This is a genomic window from Hyalangium sp. (assembly GCF_045802625.1).
Taxonomy (GTDB): domain Bacteria; phylum Myxococcota; class Myxococcia; order Myxococcales; family Myxococcaceae; genus Hyalangium.
The window spans coordinates 1-24159 of sequence record NZ_JBJMQP010000153.1 but is presented as its reverse complement, the minus strand read 5'-3'; the positions used below and the strand labels follow the sequence as shown (position 1 = coordinate 24159).

Here is a 24159-nt window from a genome sequence, read left to right as displayed (position 1 = left end):
CTGAGCGAAACATCCACAGTGAAGTGGTGAGAGCCTGGCGCGCGAGCATGGCGGAGCCATTGCCGCCCCAGGCGCTCGTCGAGCTCTATGAGCACGCTCTGGATACGCTGTGGCGCCGCGCGCACTTGAGCTTGGGGGAGATCACCTTGATGGCCATCGTGGAGCGTGTGCACCTCTACGGGACTGAGAAGTATCCGCACCTCGCGGCGCTCAAGATCGAGACGAGCGGAGTGCACTGCGGCGAGCTGCGCCAGACCGCGGCGGCCCTCGGCAGAGCGCTCCTGGAGGAATCTCTCGAGTTCCTGGTCGTCGAGTTGCTGCGGGTGCTTGGGACCCTCACGGGGGAGATCCTCACCCCAGGCCTCCATGCGGAGCTGCGCAAGGTGCAGGCCCGGCCGACGGATGAGAAGGGTGGAAAAGCATGAGTGGCCCCGGCGGCAGGCCCACGATTCCTCGGCTGGAGACGGGCATCTCCAACCTCGATGCCATCCTCCAGGGCGGCATCCCGCAAGGCGTGGTGACGGTGGTCGCCGGCCCCCCGGGCTCGGGCAAGACCATCCTCGCCCAGCAGATCTGCTTCCACCACACCTCCCAGGGGGGACGGGTCCTCTACTTCAACACCCTCTCCCAGCCCACCGCCAAGACGCTGCTCTACCTGCAGCCCTTTACCTTCTTTGATCCGGCTCAGCTCGACGAGCGCATCCGCTTCGTCGATCTGGGCATGATGCTGCGGACCAAGGGCATCGAGCTGACGGTCAACCTGCTGATGGATCAGCTCAAGCAGTTCAAGCCCTCGATGGTGGTCATCGACAGCTTCAAGGTCTTTGATGATCTGGCCCACTCCTCCGAGGAGCTGCGCAAGTTCACCTACGAGCTCACCGTCCGGCTGATGGCCTGGGAGTGCACCACCTTCCTGCTCGGGGAGTACAACCCCGAGCACTTCGAGCACCCGGCCTTCTCCGCCATCGACGGCATCATCATCGTCAAGCAGCACGAGCTGTCCGGAGAGCAGCAGCGGCTGCTTCAGATCGTCAAGATGCGCGGCACCGCGCACAGCCGCGACCAGCACCCGTTCGTCATCACCACGGGCGGCATCGAGGTCTACGCGCCCGGCATCACCCTGCGGCGCGATCATCACGTCAGTGAGCAGGTCCCGGAGCAAGTCGAGCGCCTGAAGACCGGCATCCCCAAGCTGGACGAGCTGCTCGGCGAGGGCATCCCGCTGGGCTCGAGCCTCATCGTCTCGGGGGTGTCGGGCTCCGGCAAGACGATGCTGGCGCTGGAGCTGCTCTACCGGGGGGCCCGGGACCATGGCGAGAAGGGCTTCTACCTCTCCTTCGAGGAGACCCCGGAGCGCCTGCGCGCCAACGCCCGGGGGATGGGCTGGGACCTGGAGGGGGAGATCAACCGGGGGATGGTGCAGATCTTCTTCATCCCCCAGCCGGACATCCTGGTGGACCGGGACATCCTGGAGCTGCAGCGCCGCGTCGAGGCCTTCGGGGCCCGGCGCGTGGTGCTCGACTCGATGTCGGTGTTCCTCCACAAGATCGACGATCTGCGGCTGCTGCGGGACAAGGTGTTCTGGCTGGCGAACATCGTGTTGAACCAGCAGGCGGTGGGCTTCTTCATCAACGACACCCCTCCTGGCGGGCATCAGATCACCCGCTTCGGGGTGGAAGAGACCGTGATGGATGGCGTCATCTCCCTCAAGTGGGAGGCCGAGGGGCTCGAGCGCCATCGCTACATCGAGATCATCAAGCTGCGCAACACCGCGCACGCCCGGGGCTGGCACTCGATGACCATCAGCCAGGATGGCATCACCATCTTCCCTCGCCTCGACGAGGGCTCGCTCATGGACAGAGCCACCGCTCCCGTGCCGGGCCGGCAGCGGGTCTCCTCGGGTGTGCCGCAGCTGGATGAGCTGCTGGGGGGCGGGCTGCTCGATGGGAGCGTGACCCTGGTCTCGGGCAGCCCCGGCACCGGCAAGAGCACCCTCGGCGTCCAGTTCGTGCTGGACGCGGCGCGCATGAAGGAGCGCGCGCTCTACATCACCCTCGAGGAGGGGCCTGCCCAGCTGTGCCAGACCAGCGAGAAGCTGGGGCTGCCGCTGAAGGAGGCCATGGACGCCGGGTGGGTGGAGATCCTCTATCTGCCGCGCGAGCAGCTGCAGGCCACGCGCTTCCTCAGCCTGGTGAAGGACAAGCTCCAGGAGTTCAAGCCGAGCCGGTTGGTGCTCGACAGCGCCAGCGACATCGAGAGCCTGGGGACCGTCTCCCAGGAGCTACGGCTGCTGCTGTACAGCCTGGTCGTCCGCCTGCGCTCCCTGGGGGTGACGAGCCTCTTCATGCTCGAGGCGCGCTCGCTCTTCACGGTCGACGTCATCAGCGAGCGGGGGCTGTCTCCGCTCGCCGACAACGTCTTCATGCTCCGCTACGTCCAGCAGGGGGGCGAGTTCCTCCCGCTGCTGACGGTGGTGAAGACGCGCGGCAGCGAGCACGACGGGGGGAGCTATCGCACCCTGATTGGCAAAGGCGGGCTGCGGCTGGGTGGCCGGTTCGAGCGCGAGTCCCCACCTATTCAGGAAGCGCCAAAGAAGAAGAAACGGGGCTTGAGCCTGAGACGCAAGCGCCGGAAGTAGGGCCCGAACGCCCGGCAGCACCGCCGTCAGGAGGTCGCGCCATGGAGGAAGGGAGCCCGTTGCTCAAGGAGGAAGGCCTGCCGTCCGAGGGCGCTGCACCTCGGGAGATCCCGCTCCGGGCCTTCCGGGAGCTGGAGCATGCCCGGCGCTACATCGACCACCTGTATGAGCTCGGCAAGCTGCTGGCTCGCTTCGAGAGCGTGGAGCGCAGCTTCCCCGCGTTGATGGAGCTGGCCATCGAGGTGCTGCCCGTGCGCGCCGCCGTCCTGCTCGAAGGGGTGGATGCGGATGGTGAGCTCGTCCTGGAGCGGCCGTACCTGACCGTCTGGACCACAGGGAAGGTGCCGACCGTCCAGCTCTCCCTCTCCACCCAGCAGGCGGCCTCCACGTATGCCTACCTGGTGGGCGCGCGGCAGGTCCAGCCCCGAGGCCAGGTGGCGACCGAGCTGGCGGGGCCCGCCTCGTGGATCCTTCCCGAGCCTCCCATGCACGGAGAGCCGGCCTTCATCACCCTTCCGATGGTGTCCCTGGGGCGCGTCTTTGGCGCGCTCCACGTCGAGGCGGTGAGGGCCTTGAACGAAGGCGCGCTGGCCTTCTTCGATGCGATGGCGAACCAGCTCGCGGCGGCCCTGGATCGGCACTACGCGCTGCGCCGCGAGGTGCGCCTGCGCGAGCGGGCCGAGGCGCTCGAGCGGGTCCAGCGCGAGCTGCTGGAGCGCGAGCGCAAGGCGCGCCAGGAGGTGGAGGATGCCCACCGGCGCCAGACCTTCCTGGCCGGGGCGAGCTCGCTGCTGGTGGGCTCATTGGATTACCGCGCCTCACTGCCGGGCATCGCGCGCTTGCTGGTGCCCGCGTGGGCGGACTGCTGCGCCATTGATCTGTTCCTCATGGCCCCGGGCGGCGAGCGCATGGCCATGGTGGCCTCCGAGCCTCCGGGCAGCCCACCCGGGCGTGAGTCCTTCCTGGCCCAGGCGCTCGCCTCGCATCCGTGGATCGCCTTCCCGGCCAGCCCCGAGAGCCTGCAGGAGGCGCAGGCGCCGGTGGAGCGGGGCGAGTGGGCCGGGTTCCCCTCCAACCTGCGCCTGCCCCTGCGCATGCGCGGCCGCACGCTGGGGGTGATGAGCCTCATCTCCGCCCGGTCCAGGCGCTATGGCCCCGCGGACGAGGCGCTCTTCGAGGCGCTGGCCCAGCGCATCGCCGCGGCGGTGGACACCGCGCTGCTCCACCAGCAGACGCAGGAGGCGGTGCGCTGGCGCGAGGAGCTGCTGGCGGTCGTCTCGCATGATCTCAAGACGCCGCTGCTGGTGGTGAGGATGAACGCGGAGATGCTGCTCAAGTCCGCGCCCTCGCCCGAGGAGGATCGCCGCCAACTCAGCCGGCGTCACCTGGAGCTCGTCCTCAGCGCGGTGGATCAGATGAGGGATCTGATCGGAGGAATCTTGGACCGGGCGCGAGTGCAGGGGGTGCCCGTGCCCCTGGCGCCCCAGCCGCTGGAGGTGGAGGCGCTCTTCCAGCAGGCGACCGAGGTGCTCCGGCCGCTGGCGCTGAACAAGTTTCAGGAGCTGGTGGTGAAGGTGGCCCCGGGGCTGCAGCGCGTGAGGGCCGACCGGGAGCGCATCCTCCAGGTGCTGGCCAACCTGGTGGGCAATGCCATCAAGTACACGCCCAAGGGGGGCACCATCACCCTGCGCGCCCGGAAGGTGGACGGGATGATGCGGATCTCGGTGAAGGACACGGGGCCGGGCATCTCGGCGCAGGACGTGCCGCACCTGTTCGAGCGCTTCTGGAGGGCGACGGGCATGCTGGAGCGAGGCACGGGGTTGGGGCTGAGCATCGCCAAGAGCATCGTGGAGGCCCACGGCGGCACCCTCTGGGTGGAGACCCGGGAGGGTGTCGGGAGCACCTTCTTCTTCACGCTGGCGGTGGTCGAGCCCTGAGCCCGGCGGGAGCGCTTCCGCCGGGACTCTTCAGGGCGCTCAGGCCGCCGAGTCGACGGCGGACGGCGGCTTCTGCAGCGACTCCACCGAGTCCGGCACGCGGCCCACGCCGCCAGTGAGCACCTGGCGCTTCTTCGGGCCCGGACGGGTGATGCGGCTGTAGAGGCTCAGCGACGGATCGAAGATGAACTTCACCAGCAGCCCCGTCCACGAGCGGTGCCACACCAGCGAGTCATAGAACTCGGGCGCCAGCGCCTTCACCTGCGGCAGCCTGTTCCAGGGCACCGCGGAGAAGTCGTGGTGCTCGTTGTGGTAGCCCACGTTCAGCGCGGAGAGGTTCCACGGCCCGTAGTAGGAGTAGGTCTCCTGCGGGTGGGACACCACGAAGTGCTCCTGGATGAGCCGGCCGCCCAGCGGGTGCAGGCCAATCGAGAAGAAGATGCTCAGCACCACGTAGGCGAACGCCCACGGCCCCATGAAGTAGAGGACGGAGGCGTCCACCGCGAACACCGCCAGCGCGTTCACCACCGTCCACGGCTCCCAGAAGCTGATCAGCTTCGAGAAGCGCGGCATCCGCAGCGCCTGCATCAGCGGGAAGAAGGTAATCCAGAGCGCCTTCATCACCGTGCTGTTGCCCACCAGCTTCGCCTCGGCGTGCGAGGGCAGATCCGCGTCGAGATCAAACTCGCCCTGGTGCCGGTGGTGCACCAGGTGGAAGCGCGTGAACGTCACCGCCGACGGAATGACGTGCACCAGGTCCGCGCCGATGGCGGCCAGCAGGTTGGCCGTACGCCCCTTGAAGATGAGGCTGTGCGTGGCCTCGTGGATGATGACGTAGCAGGTGTTGTTCACCACCGCGCCCAGCGTGTAGGCCGCCAGGACGACCACCCACCAGGGCTGGTGGCGCACCGCGTACGCCATCCCGAACTGCAGCACGAGGATCAGCGGGACGAACAAGGCGGTCGCCGGGGTGCGGCCGAACAGCTTGCGCACCTCGGGGTGGGCTCGGAGGATGGCTCCGGTCCGAGCCGGGTGCGGCTCGGGACCCTGCAGCACTTCGTACTCCTTCGGAGCTGTCCGCGACATCAAACCTCCCAGTTTCACGTTGCGAAGACAGGAGGCTCTACCGTCGTACGAGCAGGCAAGTCAACGCCGACTGTTCGCCTGCCCACCGAGCGCCCTCAGAAGGCCTCTTCGGGGACCTCCATCAAGTCCAGGGCGCTCTGCTCCACCATGCGCGCGGCGTGGGAGAGCTGAGGCAGCACCTCGCGGCAGTACCAGCGCGCCGAGGCCAGCTTGCCCGCGTAGAAGGCCTTGTCGCCGGGGTTGGCCTTGGTGCGCTCCAGCGCCACCGCCGCGTGCCGCACCAGCAGCCAGCCGATGATGACCTCCGCCACGGACATCAGCACCCGGTTGCCCTGCATGCCCACGTGGTAGAGCGACTCGCCCAGCTTGCCCATCAGCGCCCCGAGCATCGTCTCCAAGTCCGTCAGCGCCTTGCCCAGCGCGGCGCGCTCGGCCTCCAGCTCCTTGCCGCCCAGCTCCGACTCGGCCGTCTGCCGCACCTGGCTCAGCAGCCCCTGGATCGTGGCCCCGCCGTCACGCGCCATCTTGCGAAGAATCAAATCCAACGCCTGGATGTGCGTGGTGCCCTCGTAGAGCGTGTCGATCTTCTGGTCCCGGATGTACTGCTCGATGGGGTAGTCCGCCAGGTAGCCCGAGCCTCCGAAGCACTGCAGCGACAGGGCCAGCAGCTCGTACGCCTTCTCCGAGCAGTAGCCCTTCACCAGCGGCAGCAGCAAGTCGTTGAGCGCGTCCAGCTCCGCGGCGTCCAGCGCCCGGTGGCCGCCCTTGATCTCCACCTGATCCTGGATGGAGGCGGTGAACAGGCACAGGGCGCGCATGCCCTCGGCGTGGGCCTTCTGCATCATCAGCATCCGGCGCACGTCCGGGTGGCGGATGATGTTGACCCGGGGAGCCGCCTTGTCGCGCCCGGCCAGCAGATCCGCGCCTTGCTTGCGCTCCTTGGCGAAGTCCAGCGCGTTCAGGTACGCGGTGGACAGCGTGGCCATGGACTTCATGCCCACCGCCATGCGCGCCTGCTCGATGATGTGGAACATCTGCCGCATGCCCTCGTGCACCTCGCCCAGCAGCAGGCCGCGGGTGGGCTTGCCGTCCCCGAACGTCAGCTCGCAGGTGACGGAGCCCTTGATGCCCATCTTCTTCTCGAGCTTGGTGCACACCACGTTGTTGTGCTCGCCCAGCTTGCCGCCCTCCTCCACCCAGAGCTTGGGGACGATGAACAGGGACAGGCCCTTGGTGCCCGGCCCCGCGCCCTCGGGCCGCGCCAGCACCATGTGGATGATGTTCTCCGAGGCGTCATGCTCCGCGTTGGTGATGAAGCGCTTGACGCCCTCGAGCTCCCAGAGGCCGTTGCCCACGTGGCGGGCCTTGGTGCGCGCGGCGCCCACGTCGCTGCCGGCGTCCGGCTCGGTGAGCACCATGGCGCCAATCCACCGCTTCTCGTTGATGTACGGCAGGAAGCGGCGCTTCTGGGCCTCGGTGCCCAGCCGGTCAATCACGCGCGAGACGAGCGTGCCCAGCGTGTAGAAGGCCACCGGAGCGCTGGCGCCCACCAGCAGCTCGAAGGCGCCCCAGCACAGCGAGGGCGGCGCGCCCAGGCCTCCCATGTGCGTGGGCAGCTCCAGCTCGGGCATCCCCGAGTCGTAGTACGTGGCGATGGCACGCTTGAGCAGCGGCGGCAGCGTCACCTTCCCGTTCTCCCACACGGGCGGGTGGTGGTCGGACTCGGCGAAGCTGGGGGCCACCTCCTTGAGGAGCACCTGCTCGAGCGTCTCCAGCGTCTGCCGGGCCGCCGTCTCATCCATGTCACCGAAGGGGCCCTTGCCCAGCGAAGTCTTTCCGATGTCGAGGAACTCAAAGAGGTTGAAGGAGATGTCTCGGAGGTTGGGCTTGTAGTGGTTCGGGGACGACATTCGGGCAGACTCCTGGGCCGGCTCCGGTGGGCCGGTCGACAGCTCGGGAAAGAAGGGCCCCAGGCTATCGCGAGCACGCAGTGACAGCGAGGCCCGTTTCCGGCCTGATCCCACGCTTCATTCGGAGTGAGCCAGGGGCTCCCCCAAGCCCTGATCTCGGAGGCAACATGACTCGACGCCCCCTCTTCGCCGCGCGGGTGCTCGCCGCGCTCGCGGTCCTCTCGCTCACGGGCTGCTCCAGCGACTCGCCGAAGCCGCCCGTGGATCCTCCCGGCCCTGCTCCCGCTCCCTTCGGGCTGGACGAGCGCCCCCTGAACGCCACGTGCCTGGCGCGCGAGCGGCCCGTGGAGAGCACGGGTGTCACCACGCAGAGAGTCTTCCCCAAGCTGGGCTTCCTCCAGCCGCTCCTCGTGCTGCAGGCGCCGGCGGATGCCTCGCGCGTCTTCGTCGTGCAGCGCGGCGGCAGTGTCCAGGTCTTCCCCAATGACGAAGCGGCGGCCTCGGCCTCGACGTTCATCGACATCACCTCGCGGGTGAACTCGGGCGCGGGCACCGAGGCGGGGCTCTTGGGCATGGCGTTCCACCCCCAGTTCGCCACCAACCACGAGGTGTTCCTCTCGTACACGGGCTATGGCGGCTCCACCAACCTGCGCTCGGTCATCTCCCGCTTCAAGAGCAGCGACAACGGCGCCACGCTGGATCCCGCCTCCGAGGAGATCCTCTTCACCCTTGATCAGCCCTACCCGAACCACAACGGCGGCAACATCGCCTTCGGGCCGGATGGCTACCTCTATATCGGGCTGGGAGATGGTGGCTCCGGGGGCGATCCGCAGAACCATGCGCAGGATCTCAACAGCCTGTTCGGCAAGTTCCTGCGCCTCGACGTGAACGGCGGCAAGCCCTACGCCATCCCCTCCACCAACCCCTTCCGCAATGGCGGCGGCCGGCCGGAGATCTACGCCTGGGGGCTGCGCAACCCGTGGCGCTGGAGCTTCGATCGAGCCACCGGCGAGCTCTGGGCCGGCGACGTGGGGCAGGGCGTCATCGAGGAGGTGGATCGCATCGTCCTCGGCGGCAACTACGGCTGGCGCATCAAGGAGGGGGACCAGTGCTACAACCCGATCCCCTGTAGCGGCGCCGGGTTGATCAACCCCGTCGTCCAGTACACGCACTCGGAAGGCATCGCCATCACCGGCGGCTACGTGTACCGGGGCAAGGCCATCCCCTCGCTCGTGGGGCACTTCATCTACGCGGACTATGGCTCTGGCCGCATCTGGGCCGTCACGAATGATCCCACCACCGGTGCCGCCAAGCCCCTGCTCCTCGCGAGCACGACGTTCAACATCTCCTCGTTTGGCGAGCTGGTCGATGGCGAGGTGCTGGTGGTCGACTTCCAGAGCCATCTCTACAAGCTGGTGCCCACCGGCGCGCAGCAGCCCTCCACCTTCCCACAGAAGCTCTCCGAGACTGGCTGCGTGGACCCCGCGGATCCGACGAAGCCCGCGCCGGGCCTCATCCCCTATGACGTGAACAGCCCGCTCTGGTCCGATGGCGCGGCCAAGGAGCGCTACCTGGCGCTGCCGGACGGCAAGCAGATCCACGTGGGCGACGACGGGCACTGGGAGCTGCCCATCGGCACCGTGCTGATGAAGACCTTCTCCCTTGGGGAGCGCCGCGTGGAGACGCGGCTCCTCATGCGCCACCCCGACGGGAGCTGGGGCGGCTACAGCTACGAGTGGGACGATGCCCAGACGGATGCCACGCTGCTGCCCGCCAACAAGTCCCGGCAGGTGGGTGACCAGCCCTGGTACTACCCCAGCCGCGCCGAGTGCGTGCGGTGCCACACCAGCGCCGCGGGCTTCTCGCTGGGCCTGGAGACAGCACAGCTCAACCGCGACCTGACGTACGAGTCCACCCAGCGCATCTCCAACCAGCTCGCCACGTTCGATCACATCGGCCTGTTCGAGACGCCCCTGTCCAGCACCGTGGAGGCCCAGGCGCGCTACCCGGCGCCTACCGGGAGCGACTCCCTCGAGCCGCGAGCGCGCGCCTACTTGCACGCGAACTGCTCGTTCTGTCACCGCCCCAACAGCACGGGCCAGGGGCCGGCGGACTTCCGCTTCTCCACGCCGCTGGCCCAGGTGGGCGTCTGCAACGCGGCCCCTCAGGAGGGAGACCTGGGCATCGCCAATGCCCGGCTGCTGGCCCCGGGAGAGCCCGCGCGCTCCCTCCTCTCCGTACGCATGCACTCGCTGGGCGCCTCCCGGATGCCCCCGCTGGGCACTCGCGCCGAGGACTCGGCGGGCGCCAGCGTGGTGGATGCGTGGATCTCCTCGCTGAGCACCTGCCCATGAGGTAGAGGGGCGGCATGAAGACCGCGCAGGAAGCCTTGGATCTGTTGAAGGAAGGAAACCGCAGGTTCGTCAATCACCTCCGCAGCGCGGAGGCGATGCTCAGCCAGATCCGCCGGGGCGAGCTGGTGAAGGGCCAGAAGCCCTTCGCCATCGTCCTTGGATGCTCGGACTCGCGAGTGCCCGCGGAGATCGTCTTTGATCAGGGGCTCGGGGATCTGTTCGTCATCCGCGTCGCCGGCAACATCGTCGCGCCCTCGCAGATTGGCAGCGTCGAGTTCGCCGCCGAGGCCTTCGGCACCCGCCTGGTGGTGGTGATGGGCCACACCTTCTGTGGCGCCATCGACGCGACGCTCGAGGTCATCGAGAACCCCAACACCCAGCGCTCGCCCAACCTGCGCTCCATCGTGGACCGGGTGCGCCCCTCCATCGAGAGCCTGATGCACACCGAGCTGGCCAAGGATCACCAGCGCCTGGTGCGCGAGGCCACGCGCGCCAACGTCCGCGCCTCGGTGAACCAGCTCAAGTACGGCTCGCGGATCCTCGAGCGGATGGTGCTCGAGGATGGGATGCGCGTCATCGGCGCGGAGTACAGCCTGGAGAGCGGCGAGGTGGACTTCTTCGCCCCCTGAGCGCTTCAGGTAGGAGAGGGGCTAAGTTCTCGTCCAACATGGATAATTCGCATCTTCTTAAAATCGTGCTTTACAGGATTATTCATGATTGCTAGAACAGTTCTTGTCTCGCTGCATCGGGGAGTGGTCCACGGTCAGCGTGATTTAGCTTCAGGCAGGGCCCCCACCCTGGTTGTGTCCTGAAGTCAGCGGGCCGGCTCTTACCCCCTGGGAGCCGGCCCGTGGTCTTTGCGGGGCTCAGGGCTGGGAGTCGCTCAAGGCGGCGCGGAACACCGCCAGCGAGCGGCCAGTGAGCTCGAAGGCGCTCGCGGACACCGGCTCCGGCCCGCGCGAGTCCTCCGCCGTGTAGAACTCGAGCACCCAGGGGTGCCCGTGCTCGGCTTGGGGCAGGGTGAAGCGCACCGGCTCGTGGTGGGCGTTGAGCAGCACCAGCAGCCCGTCGCCGATGACGCGCCGGCCGCGCTCGTCCGGGGTGGGGATGGCATCGCCTCCCAGCAGGAACGCCAGCGAGCGCACGAAGGGCTTCTGCCAGTCCTGCTCGCTCATCTCCGTGCCGTCCGGCCGGAACCACGCCAGGTCCTTGAAGTGCGAGTCCCAGATGTGCTCGCCCTGGAAGAAGCGGCGGCGCTGCAGCACGGGCTGGCGGTGGCGGAACTGGATGAGCCGGGAGGTGAACTCCAGCAGCGCCTTGCGGCGGGCGTCCAGGTTCCAGTCCACCCAGGACAGCTCATTGTCCTGGCAGTAGGCGTTGTTGTTGCCGCCCTGGGTGCGCCCCATCTCGTCGCCGGCCACCAGCATGGGCACGCCCTGCGAGAGGAAGAGCGAGGCCAGCAGGTTGCGCTTCTGCCGCTCGCGCAGGGCGATGACGTTCGCGTCGTCCGTCTCGCCCTCCACGCCGCAGTTCCACGCCTGGTTGTCATCCGCGCCGTCGCGGTTGTGCTCGCCGTTGGCCTCGTTGTGCTTGTGGCTGTAGGTGACGAGATCATGGAGCGTGAAGCCGTCATGGGCGGTGACGAAGTTGATGCTGGCCTGGGGCCGGCGCCGCGCGGACTGGAACATGTCCGAGGAGCCCGCGAGCCGATGGCCCACCTCGCCCGCGAGGTTCTCGTCTCCCTTCCAGTAGCGGCGCAGGGCGTCGCGGTACTTGCCGTTCCACTCGCGCCACGGCGCCGGGAAGCGCCCCACCTGGTAGCCGCCCAGCCCCACGTCCCACGGCTCGGCGATGAGCTTCACCTTCCCGAGCACCGGATCCTGGTTGATGATCTGGAAGAGGGGGGCGTTCGGGTTGAACTCGCCGCCGCCGAGCCGGCCCAGCGTGGTGGCGAGGTCAAAGCGGAACCCGTCCACGTGCAGCTCGGTGACCCAGTAGCGCAGCGAGTCGGCGATGAGCCGCGCGGCCTGGGGCAGCGAGGCGTTCAGGCTGTTGCCGCACCCGGTGAAGTCCAGGCAGTAGCGCGGCTCCGGCATGAGCCAGTAGTAGGACGTGTTGTCGATGCCCTTGAACGAGAGCGTGGGCCCCAGGTGGTTGCCCTCGCAGGTGTGGTTGTAGACGACGTCGAGGAGCACCTCGATGCCGGCCGCGTGCAGGGCCTTCACCATGGACTTGAACTCGGCCACCTGCGAGCCCGGCGTGCGGCGGCTGGCGTAGCGCTGCTCGGGGCTGAAGAAGTTGAGCGTGCTGTAGCCCCAGTAGTTGCTCAGGCCCTTGTCGTTGAGGAACGAGTCGTCCGCGGACTCGTGCACCGGGAGCAGCTCCACCGCGGTGACGCCCAGCTTGAGCAGGTGCTCGATGACGGCCGGGTGGGCCAGGCCCGCGTAGGTGCCGCGCTGGTGCTCGGGCACGGCGGGGTGGCGCATGGTGAGGCCGCGCACGTGGGCCTCGTAGATGACGGTCTCGCGCCAGGGCACATCCGGGCGCCGGTCATTGCCCCAGTCGAAGAAGTCGCTCACCACCACGCCCTTGGGGACGCCCGCGGCGCTGTCCTGCTCGTCCCGCGCGAGATCCTGATCCTTGTGGCCCAGCGTGTAGCCGAAGACGGGCTGCTTCCAGTCCACCTCGCCGAAGAGCGCCTTGGCGTAGGGGTCCACCAGCAGCTTGTGCGGGTTGCAGCGGTGGCCCTGCAGCGGATCATACGGGCCGTGGACGCGCAGGCCGTAGAGGGTCCCCGGCTCCATGCCCGGCACGTAGCCGTGCCAGACGAACTCGGTCACCTCGGGCAGATCAAAGCGGGCGAGCTCCTGGGCGGGGTGGTTGGGATCGAAGATGCAGACCTCCACCCGCGTCGCCACCTGTGAATAGACCGCGAAATTGACCCCCGTGCCGTCGTACGTCGCCCCACGGGGATATGGCTTCCCCGGCCACACTTCCATTTCCATCGCCCGTCCATCCCACTGAAATGACACGCCTGTTGGGTGTGGGCGCCAATCTGTGTGTCCACCTCGTCTCGTACAAGGTGTGTTCAGTCACTGGAGAACGCTTGGCCCGTGGGGGCGGCAGGCTCTGATGGGCATTGAACGCGTGCCTCCCTGCTTGCAGGGCGCTCTCGCCTGCGGGCGGCTGAGTGGCGCGAGCCTCCTCCCCCCTTGGTCTGGCGTTGGTCGCGGCCCAACTTCTCTGCGCAGCCGAGAGAATGAGGAGCCGAGCCCATGCGAAAGGTCATCCTGGCAGCCGCCCTTGCGGCCACGTTCACCCTGCCTCTGAGGAGCCAAGCCCAGGCGGGCGGCGGAGCGGGCGCCGGAGGTGGCGCTGGCGCTGGTGGAGCCTCGGCGGCCGGCGCGGGGGGAGCAGCTGGCGCGGGGGGAGCAGGTGCCGCGCAGGGCGGCGCGGGGGGAGCGGGTGGAGCGGGTACCGCGCAGGGTGGAGTGGGTACCGCGCAGGGTGGCGCGGGTACCGCGCAGGGTGGCGTGGGTACCGCGCAGGGTGGAGCGGGTACCGCGCAGGGTGGCGCGGGTGGAGCGGGTACCGCGCAGGGTGGCACGGGGATGCCGGCCAACACGCAAGGTTCGGGGCCGAGCGGTGGAGGAGTTCAAGGGGGCCCGCCGACGACAGGCTCGTTCTCGGTGCAGGGCCAGTCCCAAGGCACGCTGGGAGGTGGCGCGCAGGCCGGCGGCTTGGGACAAGGAGCGGGAGGGGCGGGGGGCGCGGGCCAGGGCTCCGTGGGGAGCGCGGTCGGCCCGTCACAGACGCTCTATGGCCCGAGTGATCAGGGCAGCGGCGCTGGCGGAGCCGGCGGTGCCACGGGCGGTGGAGGCACGGGGACCGGGAGCAACGGCACGGTTGGCGCGAGCGGTCCCGGTAACGTGAACGGTGCAGGCCCTGCCATCAATGGCACCGGTGGCGCGGCTGGAGCGGGAACGGGCGCCGCGACCCATCAGCAGGGCAATCAGAGCGCTGGCACCGCCGGTGGCAACAGCACGCCGGGCACGGCGAACACCACGCCGGGGACGACGGCGGGCTCTGTATCGGCGAATGAGCAGGTGGAGCTTGCCAGGCTGAGGGCCGAGGTGGATCGGCTCCGCGCGGAGCTCGGCCACTCCAAGTCGCGCCGTGGCCACCACGCCCAGCAAGGCACGGGTACGGGCGGCTCGGGTAACGCAGCGGCCTCGGCGCCCCAGCCGGTGGCGAGCGCCGTCTTCGAAGGCCGCGTGCGCAACGTCTCCAAGGGCTCCATCGAGGTCATCGATTACGAGACGGGTGAGCCCTACGTCCTGCGCGTGACCCGGAGCACGCATGCCCAGAGCGGGGATCGCCGCATTCCGGTGGCGGACATCCGCGAGGGGAGCGAGGTCCGCGCCTCGTTCAATCTCATCTCCGGAGACACCTACGCGACGCGCATCGACGTGCTCCGAGAGGGCCGCCGCTAGGACGCAGGCCCGCCTTACCAGGGCCTTGCTCTGCTGCCGGACACACGCACCGTCCGGTGCAGGAAACATCCCGGGCGCGAATGTGCAGGGGTGCACGTCGAGCCTCCGGGCCGGGTGATCTTGTTTCTCCGGCCCGCCAAGGTGCGCCCCGTTTTCATCGACCGCGAACAAAGGGAGCCCATGGGGGACTCACCGATAGCGGTCACTTGACGAAGGGAGAGCAGCACATGAAGCGCACGATTCAGGGACTTCTCCTCGCAGGTTCGCTGGTGCTGGGAGGGACCGCGTTGGCTCAGAGCCAGCAGGGGAGCGCCCAGCGCACTGACACCAGCGCCCAGGCCGGCAAGAGCATGGCCAAGGGCGGCATGGTCGAGCACATGGGCTTCAAGGTGCCCGCCGACGAGAAGGCCTTCCTCGAGCGGTTGCACCACATCAACGAGCACGAGATCCAGGCCGGCAAGCTGGCGCAGAAGAACTCCGACAACCAGGACGTGAAGTCCTACGGAGACATGCTGGTGAAGGACCACACCTCGGCGGACCAGCAGATCATGGCCTACGCGCAGAAGAAGGGCCTCAAGCTGGCCGAGCCCAAGCCGATGGATGATGTCGAGCGCAGGGCCATGACCGCCGAGAAGGCGGAGGCGGAGAAGCTCCAGGTGCTCAAGGGCGCGCCGTTCGACTCGTGTTTCCTGGCGGCGATGGTGGGCGGGCATGACGCCGCGCTCGGCAAGCTGATGGCGGCCCAGCAGAACATCACCGACAACGCGCTGAGCCCGCTGCTCCAGCAGGTCTCCCAGTCCGTCTCCCAGCACCGGCAGCAGGCCTACACGCTGCTCGGCCGCGTCGGCCCGGGAGCGGCCACGGGTGTGGGCGGCTCGGGTGACATGAACAAGGACATGGGGCACGAGAAGGGCCACGACATGGGCACCGGCGGCACGGGTGACATGAACAAGGGCAGCCAGAGCCCCGGCGACAAGAACACGATGAATCCGGGCAGCGCCAAGAAGTACTAGAGGCACCTCGTTTCTCCCGCGCGCCAGTTCCTCTCGGGGCTGGCGCGCGGTGCGTCTTCAGGCAGCGACGGCGCGATCCATGGAGCGCCAGGTGCCCAGCGCCCGGCTGGTCTCTCTGCGTGCGAGGTGCGAGGCCCGTTCCAGGCGAGGGTGCCCGGCCAGCCGAGGGCTCACCATCTTTGAGGCTGAGACGAGCACTTGGAGGGATGCCATGAGCAAGAAGGACGTCCTGCACATTCCCAATCCGGAGACGCCGGCCCCTGGCCGCACGGCCCGGACCGAGGACGAGGAGCGCGCTCCCAGTACGCCGCCACTGCGGCCCTCCGAGGGTCCAGGGAAGACGCCGGGCCGCGGCGAGGATCCGCGCGTCATCGAGCCGCAGCCCTCATCCATTCCGTACCCGGGAGTCGGCGTGAGCTGAAGTCTGGGTCCATGGGCCTGGACTCACATGGTGCCGGGCTCAGTCTGAAGGTGCAGAGGCATCAGCGGAATCACTGCTATCGTCCTGGCTCCGAGCGCATCGAAGGGGCCGAGATGGTGGTCTTGAGCCGTTCGCAAAGGACATGCCTGTTGGGGCTCGCGGTCGCGCTCTGGAGCAGCGCAGTGCTGTCAGGCTGTGTCCATGAGCGCAATGCCGTCGACGTTCGTATCGCCCGATGAATGAGCTGACGTACGAGGAGCTGGTTCGCCTGGCTCATCAGTTCTATCCACGGGGCTTTCCCCCAGAGGAAGACGACCCCAGCCAGTCCACTCCTGCCCATCAGCGGACCCCCGAACACCAACGGTTCATGGCGGCTTGGGACCGAGCGCTTCACTGGGAGGAGTGGAGCATGTTCATGGAGCAGCTTCGAGTCACCTTCCCAGAACATTCCATCGGCGGTGGGACCCAGCCTTTCGTGTCGGCTTGTCTCCGCTGCCAGATCTATCAAGTGGCCCCTCAGCCCGATGGCGATCAGCTCGTCACCCGAGTGGCCGCCGCCGTCAGCGTCCTGGCTCCGCTCTACGTTGTCTACGTCACAACCCAACGCTGGCATCCCCAATGTGGCTCTGAAAGCGCGAGCAAGCCGACGGACCCTGGTGCCTTTCGCCTCCGCCGCGCTACCCGCCCTCAACTGACCTTCGAGCCTCCCAGCGACATCAAGCCGGACGCTGACGCGCTGGCAGGGCTCGTGGAGCGGATCCTGAGATGCCGCCCGTTTCCGCTGCGGTTGGCTCAGCTGCCCGTGACGGGGCTTCGTATCGGGCAGCTCAACTGGCTCAGCTCGGATCCTCCTCCCACGTTGCTGGACGTCTTCTTCAGCGATGACCTGGCCAACCTGCCTTGAGGCTCAATAAGGCTCAGCCGCCACGAGCCTTGCGCAGCGGGAGGAACTCGGGGCGCCACATGCGCGCCTCGAGGTGCGCCCCCATGTCTCCCGGCAGCTTCTCCGTGGCCACGCCCTCCTTCTGGGCCTGCCGGATGATCGCCACCGCTACCTGCTTCCTCGCCACTCGGAGCTTGTCCATCAGCGGGTACACCGCGCCCTGAGCCCTTTCCCCTGGTTGAAAGCACAACGCCCGCGCGAGTGCGCGGGCGCCGTGTCAGTCCAGCTCTGCCGAGAGGCTCGGGTCAGTGAGCCGTCGCGTCGTCAGGAACCGGGGCGTTGTTGTTCGTCACGCCGTCCGGCGTGGACCGATCCGCCGGAGAGTCCGGGATGCGGAGGCTGTCATCCACGTTGCCGCCGTCGTTCAGGTTGTCGTCGGTGGCATCATTGTTGAGGCCCGAGCCGCCGGTGCCGCTGTTGGGTTCGAGCTTGGGAGTGGCAGGGGTGTTCTCGTGGACGCCCTGCTCGGACTCGGCGTCCCGGATGCTCTTGTCCCCATTCTTCAGACGGAGGGGATCGTCCTCCGGCATGCGGAGGTTGTCATCCGACTGCTTGGTCGTGCTGATCTGGCCGTCGGAGTTACCGGAGCCACCGGTACCTGGGTTCGTCTGAGTTCCCGTGGAGGTGCCTGTCCCCGTGCCTGTAGTGTCCGTGCCCGTGCCCGCAGGCGGCGTTGTCTGGGTGGTGTCAGGAGGGCGCTCGGCAGACTTGTCGGACTTGCAGCCCACGAACGTGAGCGCGCCCGCGAGCAGGCCTGCCACCAGGAATTTCTGATTCGAGATCTTCATATGCTGTCTCCATTGTCCGGGTGCGTGCTGCTACTGGCCGGGAACGTGGACAGCAGGGGCCACACCTGCATGGGGCGCTCGACAGGCAGCAAGCTCTCCGGGCAACACCCCCGCGAGGCCGTCAACCCCTTGGCAGCACGCGAGTGTCACTTGGGAGAACACATGGGGGCGCAGTCCTGCCGGTGCAAGTCCTCCCGGCACTCCACGCCTCACTCAGCGCCACACCTCGAGCCGCAGGTCGTCATACAGCACCTGGCCCTCGTAGTAGTTCACGTGCGGGTCGCCGAACATGAAGTACTCGGGCCACCACTCGCCCTCCGGCCAGCCGCACCCCGGAGCCTGCTCCTCGGGGGTGGCCTTGAAGTGCCAGACACAGCTTGCCGCCGCGTCGATGGTGGCCCGGTACGTCTTCTGTCCCCCGTAGCGGAAACGCCCGGACACCTGCAGCGTGTAGCTCCCGGGGTTCCGCTCGATGGAGACGTCGTACCACTCGCCGGGCAGGTACGAGTCCACAGCGCGGATCTTCTCCGAGGGCTGCCACGCATCGGCTGACCAGGCCAGGAAGGGCGGCCCGTACAGCTCGGTGTCTTGCGCCCGCCCGTCCAGGGCGAACATCATGACTGGGTGCTCGCCATTGAGCTGGAAGCGCGAGCCGTCGAAGGTCTCCATCCACGGCGGCGAGTTGTTGTCTGAGTCGATCACCACCTTGCGGCGGTGGTGGATCCAAGTGTTGTTGTGCGGGCGGGGCTGCGCGTCCATGATGGTCAGCCAGTAAAAGCCATTCTGCGAGGTGGACTTGGCGGTGGACCAGGGCTCTGCCGTCTCGTTGCCGCTGTCATAGCCGTTGAGCCCCGGCCGGCCATCGCCAAAGTCGGCGAACCCCACGCGCAGGGAGACGCGGTAACGGGCCGACAGTGACTCGCTCGGGCGCACGATGGTGGCGTCCGTGTGAGCGGGCGAGGCCAGGCGCAGCACATGGTTGTTGGGGTTGGCCGGATCAGGCACCACCGAGGCCAGGCGGGAGAAGGGGGTGTCCCTGTTGCGCGTATAGGATTCGAAGGTGAGCCAGCCCTGCTCCCCGAAGGGCGCGGAGATCCGCCAGGCCGCGGGCGCCTTCACCCCGCGTTGCGCGAAGAAGCTCCCTTGATCGGAGAAAGGTCCATCATCCGGCACCGGATCCTTCACCCAGGCTGGCGAGGGCAGGGCCTGGGACTCGAAGTCCTCGTGCCGGATCAACTTCCAGCCCGGAGTCTCGGCTCCTGGACCGCTGCCCACTGGAGTCTCCGCCCCTGGGCCGCTGCCCACTGGAGGGGCTGTCCGCGGAGTCTCCGCCGGTGGGGATTGCACGGGGGCCTCGGGAGCCGGGGGGAGCACCTCGGTCGTGTCTTCGGGGGAGCCACCGCAGCCAGCGGCCAGCAGCGCCCCGAGCGTCAGGAGCAGGTACATGCGCCTCATGAAGTTCCTCCAGCGCCTCGAGCCGTGGCGTCTTGCGCCGGGTGGCGCGTGAGAGCAACCCCGCCTGGCGCCAGGGTTCATCCGGCCCATGGAGGCGATTGAATGCAGTCTTGAGAGCCCAGCGGGCAATCGAGCGATTGCTGACCCGGGGATCAGCCGAAGAGGGTGGGCTCGCGGGCGTGGGGCCAGGGGATGGCCTCGCGGCCCGAGCTGCGGTTGAGATCGAACAGCAGCAGGCGCGGCTCGGGGTGGCCCTCCAGGTAGAGCTTCACCTTGAGGTGCCACTCCTCCGTGGCCACGTGGCGCAGCGAGGCCACCACCACGTTGCGGTGGCTGAAGTGGTGGCTGACCTGGGCGCTGTAGGCACCTCGCTCTCCGAGCGTCACCACCCGCGTGAGCCGCCGGTACACCGCCTCCGCCATCCAACTGAAGGGCTGGAACGAGACGGGGGACGCCACCACGTGGGGAATCGAGGGCCGCGCCGCGTGCGCCGGATCCGACGAGTACAGCGTGGAGTAGCCGGGCGTGTGGATGTCTCCGGCCAGCACCACCACGCTCAGCGGCCGCTGGCCCGGCGGCGGGTTCTGCAGCCCGAACAGGAAGTCCAGCACCCGGTCCGCCTCGCGCCGGTTCGGCTCGGCGCCCCAGCTGTCGTTCAGGTCGTCCCTCAGGTCCCCGATGTTCTTGTGGAAGTTGCTCACCAGGCTCCGCAGGCCCGCGTGGCGGAGGGAGCCCAGCCACGAGAAGAACTGCAGCACGTAGGGCCAGCCGCTGTGCATCAGCGCCTCCAGCCCCTGGTGCCCGTGCGAGAACACCACCGTGCTGCAGAAGAAGAGCACCTCCAGGTGCTCGCGCTCCGAGGCCACCCAGCGCTCCACCGCCGCGAGCTGCTCCGGCGTCCAGATGCGCCCCTGGCGCACGTTGCGGTGGCTGCGCAGGTCCGCCATCACGAAGCCGGCTCTCCCCACCCGGAAGCAGGTGTCGAAGCCTTGCTGGAAGCCTGGAGACAGCGGCGGCGGGTTGCGCGAGGCCTGCATCTGCTGGAACGCCGTGCGCGCCGACATGAACATCCTCTGCCACGAGCCCTTGAACACGTCCGAGCGCGCTCCCTCGAAGGAGTCCTCCCGCGAGCCCCAGCCGTCGGTGACGTCGTGGTCGTCCCACATCAAGTACGCGGGCAGCCGGCAGAGGACCCGGCGGTAGCGCGGGTCGCTCCAGTACTTGCGATAGATGCCCAGGTACAGCTGCAGGCGCTTGCGCGGATCCTTCTCCCGGAGCGCCTTGCGCTCGACGTCGTCCGCGTAGATCTGATCCCCGATGAGCAGCGCGAACCGGACGTTCTTGTTGTGCGCGATGATGTCCGGAAGCTGGGCCCAGACCGCGAAGCCGTTCTGGCCATCGCGCACCGCCGTCTCTGGGTTGTGGCAGCTCATCACCAGGAAATCGAGCTGCTGCTCGAAGCCGCCGCGAGGCAGCGTGCGAAAGCACGTGTCCGACAGCTCCAGCCCCTGGAGATCCAACGGCGCCAGACAGGACTCGTCCCACCACACGCGGTAGACATAGAGCGTGTCCGGCTCCAGCCCCGAGAGGGTGATCACGCCCACGCCGCAGTCCTCCTCGGACAGGATCAGGGGAAGCTTGTGCACGGCGCGAGCGCTGGCGTCGCCGGGGTGCACGGTGACGTAGAGCGTGCGGCGCTCCCCGGGCTTCAGGTCGGCCATGTGCAGCCAGAGGAGCGTCTCGGTGTCGGTGGTATGGCCGAGGAAGGGACCCAGCAGCCGGCAGTTCCGGTCGAAGTGGAAGGCCATGAGGGGCGGCAGACTAGCCCCGGCGCCCCGCGAGTTCACGGCTCGCGGAGCCAGGCCTGGCTCCCGCTACTCCTGGATGGTGATGATCACCGACGCCTGGGCCGTGGTGTCGTTGAGCTCTCCGAGGGCCACCTGGACCTGCTGGAACGTCGATCCGTCGTAGATGCGCGTGTGGATCTCCTCCAGGGCGCTCTGGGTGCACCACCGCCGCTTGGGGATCGCCTTCTGGGCCTTCTTGATGATCTTCTTGGGCTCGACGCGCTGGCTGGGGCCCGTGGCGACGAAGAGCTGCCCAATCCGGTAGCGCTGCCCGAGCTGCACGGCGAGCCGGGTTCGCGACGAGGCCCCGCCGGTGCTCTCCGCTGGCGTCACCCGCGCCTTCAGCCAGCCCAGCTGATAGAGCCGGCGATCAATCACCTCCGCGAGGCCTTGCTGGCACCGCGGGCGGTCCTCTCCCTCGGCCAAGCGCGCCGGGAGGCCCGCGAGCAGGCACTCCCGCAGGATGGGAGACATGTCCTCGAGTCCGCGCACATCCGTGGAGGTGAGCATGGGCGCATCCGGGGTCCAGCAGCTCGAGAGGCGATCCAGCTCCGCGCCCGAGCGGACGCCGCGGCAGGAGAGGGTCTCGTCTTCGGGGTTGGGCTCGGTATCGGAGAGGCCCTTCCACCACGCGTTGGAGGGCTTGGGCGCGGTGGAGCAGGCCGCCAGGGACAGGCTGACGAGGAGGAGGAGCAGAGCGCGTTTCATGTGCGGAGCCTCGGAGGTTCACCAGCGCGGGGGGCGGCAGGAGCAGACGGCACAGCCCAGTTGGACTTCATAGGTGCAGTCCCTGCCGTTGAGGCAGATGGCGCCGCGCCTGGGGCAGTAGCGATCCGGCACCCGCGCCTGCTCGTGGCGGATCTGCTGGGGCTTGTGCGGCTTGTGGGGCTTCTCCCAGACGTCGATCGTCACGGGCACCACCTTGTTCTCGAAATCGGGCTCGCCACCAATGACCCAGACCGCTCTGAACTTCTTCATCTGGTAGACACGCGCGTGCATGTCCGCCAGGACGCTCGAGGTGTACCAGGAGCCCTCGGGCGCCGCGGTGTAGGCCTTCATGAGGATCCGCTGAGGCTCGATGACTCCTCCCTCGCCGCTGTGCTCGACGTGGAGTGGGCCCACCTGGTAGCGGCTCCCGAGCTGGACGCTGAGCTGGGCCTCGGACACGTTGGCGGCACCTGCCGGCGGAGAGACCGTGGCCTCCAGCCAACCCAGCTGGCGCAACCGCCCCTGGAGCACCTGGGCCGCGCCCTGCTGGCATGCGGCGGGGTCCGCTCGGCCTGTCTCCACCGGCAGGCCCGTGAGCACACACTCGCGCAGCGATTCAGGCAGCGGCTCGAGCCCTGAGGCGGTGGGGCGGGGGGCTGCCTCCACGGGCAGACAGGTCGCGGAGAAGGAGGTGGCCCCCACGAGCCGGGTGTTGTCGCACACGAGGCCCGGCGGATCCGAGCCCAGGAAGGAGTCCCATGCCCCCTCGTCTGCGTCGTCCGAGGCGCCCCATGTGGTCGCGCAGGAGCACAGCGCGCAGGTGAGCACGGAGAGGAGGGAGCGCGTCACGAAGCCGTGTCTCATCGAAACCCCTGATTCAAGAACGCCCTCGCCCGTGAGGGGGATGATGGAATCAGGCCCGGCCGCCGGCGGAGATTATAACTGCTTGTGCCCCTCCTCGCGCCAGGGAGAGGCCCGCCGGAGCCGCTCCGCTCAGGAGGCGGTGCTGAGCTCCTGGCCTGCCAGCAGCTTCTCGATGAGGCTGGCCTCGTGGGGGATGCACTCCTCGCCCGCGTAGTGCATCCAGCCATGCTCCCGCGCCCAGCGCGCCACCTCGTTCATCGAGCGCCGGTAGTGCCGGCACGCGGAGGCGAGCACTCCGTCACGGTCCCCGAGCAGCCGGCTGAGCCGCCTCGGCACCTGGCCGAAGCCCAGCGCTCGGAAGTCTCCGTGCTGGTGACAGAGCGCGAAGGTCCTCCAGGAGGCGGGCAGCGCCTGCAGCTCCGGGAACACCTCCTCGACATTGCGGAGCACCGCGCGCTCGGCGTCCAGGAACACCCGCCGCCATGTCTCCGGCGCTCCCGCCCGAGCGGGGCCCGCGAGGCTGATGGCTCGCTTGAGATCCTCGTGGTGGACCTCGAGGAACGCCAGCGTCGCCCGTTGCTTGCGCAGCAGGTTGCTCGGGCCGACGGGGACTCGGCGCAGCCAGAGCGATGGCCGGGCGATGTGCCGCAGCGCCCACACCTTGCGCCAGGCCTTCACGTCCAGGTGCTCGCGCAGGCCGAGCAGGGCGGGAGTGGTCTCCACCGCGTGGCGCTCCTCCGCGGAGAGCAGGTCCGGGTACTCGGGGCGCACGGCCTCGATGATGCCCAGGCAGGTGAGGAACTCGAGGTAGAGCCCCACGCGCATCAACCAGCGAGGCTCCGGCAGGTGCGCCGAGTCCCGGCTCCCAGCGCTCTGGATGGCCTCCAGGTACAGGCGGACCTTGTCGATGCCGATGGTGAGCACCGGGTACCAGGGGTGGAAGTGCACCGGGAGCGAGGGGAGTCGCCGCCGAGCTGCCTGCGCCGCGGTGTCCGCGAGGACGAGCCGCTCGAGCACGCGCCGGTAGAGCGAGCCGGGCATTCCGGTGTCATGGAGTTCCATGAGCCCGTTCGAGCGAGCGAAGGAGAGCAGGAGCGAGGGCGCGAAGGACTCGGTGGTGCTGAAGGCGGACTGCAACTCGGGCTCTCTTTCCGAAGAGGTTCGGAGGAGAGAGAGCCCATGTCGCAGAGGTGACAGCCGAGGTTCCGGAGGCAGGAGGCCCACGCCGGGCGAACGAGGAAGAGCCCGCCTGTCATCCTCCCGAGCGCAGCCTCCCTGGCTCCCTTCTGTGGAGGCTTCGAGCCATGCGCTCCCTGCCTACGAAGCTCCTGGCGCTGTTGTGCGGCGCCCTGATGGTTCTCAGCTGCAAGTCAGTCGGTTACCTGGAGGGAGGCGCTGGAGCGCCGCCATCCGTGTGAAGACCTCCATCGGGAGTACCTCCATCCGGAGTGCCTCCATCAGGAGGCGAGTAGGGTAACAGGGGCCAGTGATGCTCAGCCATCCACTCTGGACGCGTGAAGAAGGGCGGATTGTCCACAGGCAGCGTGTCCATGCGATCGAAATCGCTGAGATCGTATAGGCGGCGATATCCTCCGTCGCCGTTCTCGCCTGCATCCGGGGACGATGGAGAGGGAATCTCCTCCCCGGGCTCATCAGGCTCATCGCTGGGGGCCCGCCTGAGGATGTGACCATCGACGCTGAT

Annotated in this window: 19 protein-coding genes; 9 read left to right on the top strand and 10 right to left on the bottom strand. The window is 68.3% G+C overall.

Features of this window, described 5'->3' with window-relative positions; translation table 11 throughout:
* Positions 1-47: 47 nt before the first annotated feature.
* Genes ACJ8AT_RS27740 through ACJ8AT_RS27730 form a run of 3 tightly spaced genes read left to right on the top strand, consistent with a single transcriptional unit; the run spans position 48 to position 4575 of the window.
* Positions 48-425, top strand: a complete 378-nt coding sequence (locus tag ACJ8AT_RS27740) for a hypothetical protein (protein ID WP_407740897.1) — start codon at positions 48-50, stop codon at positions 423-425.
* On the top strand, positions 422-2638 hold the full coding sequence (locus ACJ8AT_RS27735) for an ATPase domain-containing protein (RefSeq protein WP_407740896.1): 2217 nt from the start codon (positions 422-424) through the stop codon (positions 2636-2638). Before ACJ8AT_RS27740 ends, ACJ8AT_RS27735 begins: the two co-directional genes overlap by 4 nt.
* A gap of 41 nt (positions 2639-2679) precedes the next feature.
* On the top strand, positions 2680-4575 hold the full coding sequence (locus ACJ8AT_RS27730; protein WP_407740895.1) for an ATP-binding protein: 1896 nt from the start codon (positions 2680-2682) through the stop codon (positions 4573-4575).
* A gap of 39 nt (positions 4576-4614) precedes the next feature.
* Here ACJ8AT_RS27730 and ACJ8AT_RS27725 read toward each other — a convergent pair whose 3' ends face one another.
* A complete protein-coding gene (locus ACJ8AT_RS27725; RefSeq protein WP_407740894.1) occupies positions 4615-5661 on the bottom strand; it encodes a fatty acid desaturase in 1047 nt (348 codons plus the stop codon).
* Between the two features lie 95 nt (positions 5662-5756).
* On the bottom strand, positions 5757-7571 hold the full coding sequence (locus ACJ8AT_RS27720; RefSeq protein WP_407740893.1) for an acyl-CoA dehydrogenase: 1815 nt from the start codon (positions 7569-7571) through the stop codon (positions 5757-5759).
* Positions 7572-7738: 167 nt separating this feature from the next.
* Between ACJ8AT_RS27720 and ACJ8AT_RS27715 the strand changes: the two genes are divergently transcribed.
* Positions 7739-9925 carry a PQQ-dependent sugar dehydrogenase gene (locus ACJ8AT_RS27715; protein ID WP_407740892.1) on the top strand — a complete coding sequence of 729 codons (2187 nt, stop codon included), beginning with the start codon at positions 7739-7741 and terminating at the stop codon, positions 9923-9925.
* Between the two features lie 14 nt (positions 9926-9939).
* Positions 9940-10554 (top strand): carbonic anhydrase, encoded by a 615-nt coding sequence (locus ACJ8AT_RS27710; protein ID WP_407740891.1) that lies wholly within the window; start codon positions 9940-9942, stop codon positions 10552-10554.
* A gap of 237 nt (positions 10555-10791) precedes the next feature.
* On the opposite strand, the gene glgX is transcribed toward ACJ8AT_RS27710, so the two are convergent.
* Positions 10792-12930: a glycogen debranching protein GlgX gene (glgX, locus tag ACJ8AT_RS27705; protein WP_407740890.1), complete on the bottom strand. Its 2139-nt coding sequence runs from the start codon at positions 12928-12930 to the stop codon at positions 10792-10794.
* A gap of 270 nt (positions 12931-13200) precedes the next feature.
* Here glgX and ACJ8AT_RS27700 point away from each other — a divergent pair, with 270 nt between their 5' ends.
* The 4 genes from ACJ8AT_RS27700 to ACJ8AT_RS27685 all read left to right on the top strand — a co-directional run bounded on the left by ACJ8AT_RS27700 (position 13201) and on the right by ACJ8AT_RS27685 (position 16756).
* Positions 13201-14418 carry a hypothetical protein gene (locus ACJ8AT_RS27700; protein WP_407740889.1) on the top strand — a complete coding sequence of 406 codons (1218 nt, stop codon included), beginning with the start codon at positions 13201-13203 and terminating at the stop codon, positions 14416-14418.
* A 227-nt stretch (positions 14419-14645) separates the two neighbouring features.
* Positions 14646-15431, top strand: coding sequence for a DUF4142 domain-containing protein (locus ACJ8AT_RS27695; protein WP_407740888.1), 786 nt, complete (start codon positions 14646-14648; stop codon positions 15429-15431).
* Positions 15432-15642: 211 nt separating this feature from the next.
* A complete protein-coding gene (locus ACJ8AT_RS27690; protein WP_407740887.1) occupies positions 15643-15852 on the top strand; it encodes a hypothetical protein in 210 nt (69 codons plus the stop codon).
* Between the two features lie 415 nt (positions 15853-16267).
* Positions 16268-16756 (top strand): hypothetical protein, encoded by a 489-nt coding sequence (locus tag ACJ8AT_RS27685; protein ID WP_407740886.1) that lies wholly within the window; start codon positions 16268-16270, stop codon positions 16754-16756.
* A 13-nt stretch (positions 16757-16769) separates the two neighbouring features.
* On the opposite strand, the gene ACJ8AT_RS27680 is transcribed toward ACJ8AT_RS27685, so the two are convergent.
* From ACJ8AT_RS27680 to ACJ8AT_RS27650, 7 genes are all read right to left on the bottom strand, one after another.
* Complete coding sequence (locus tag ACJ8AT_RS27680) at positions 16770-16937, bottom strand: hypothetical protein (protein WP_407740885.1); 168 nt, start codon at positions 16935-16937, stop codon at positions 16770-16772.
* Between the two features lie 103 nt (positions 16938-17040).
* The gene (locus tag ACJ8AT_RS27675) at positions 17041-17583 is read right to left on the bottom strand and encodes a hypothetical protein (RefSeq protein WP_407740884.1); all 543 of its coding nucleotides are present in this window, start codon (positions 17581-17583) and stop codon (positions 17041-17043) included.
* Between the two features lie 213 nt (positions 17584-17796).
* Positions 17797-19038 carry a hypothetical protein gene (locus tag ACJ8AT_RS27670; protein WP_407740883.1) on the bottom strand — a complete coding sequence of 414 codons (1242 nt, stop codon included), beginning with the start codon at positions 19036-19038 and terminating at the stop codon, positions 17797-17799.
* Positions 19039-19190: 152 nt separating this feature from the next.
* A complete protein-coding gene (locus tag ACJ8AT_RS27665) occupies positions 19191-20846 on the bottom strand; it encodes an alkaline phosphatase D family protein (RefSeq protein WP_407740882.1) in 1656 nt (551 codons plus the stop codon).
* A gap of 66 nt (positions 20847-20912) precedes the next feature.
* Positions 20913-21593: a hypothetical protein gene (locus ACJ8AT_RS27660; protein ID WP_407740881.1), complete on the bottom strand. Its 681-nt coding sequence runs from the start codon at positions 21591-21593 to the stop codon at positions 20913-20915.
* A gap of 18 nt (positions 21594-21611) precedes the next feature.
* Positions 21612-22442, bottom strand: coding sequence for a hypothetical protein (locus ACJ8AT_RS27655; protein ID WP_407740880.1), 831 nt, complete (start codon positions 22440-22442; stop codon positions 21612-21614).
* A gap of 144 nt (positions 22443-22586) precedes the next feature.
* Positions 22587-23594, bottom strand: coding sequence for a hypothetical protein (locus ACJ8AT_RS27650; protein WP_407740879.1), 1008 nt, complete (start codon positions 23592-23594; stop codon positions 22587-22589).
* Positions 23595-24159: the final 565 nt, after the last annotated feature.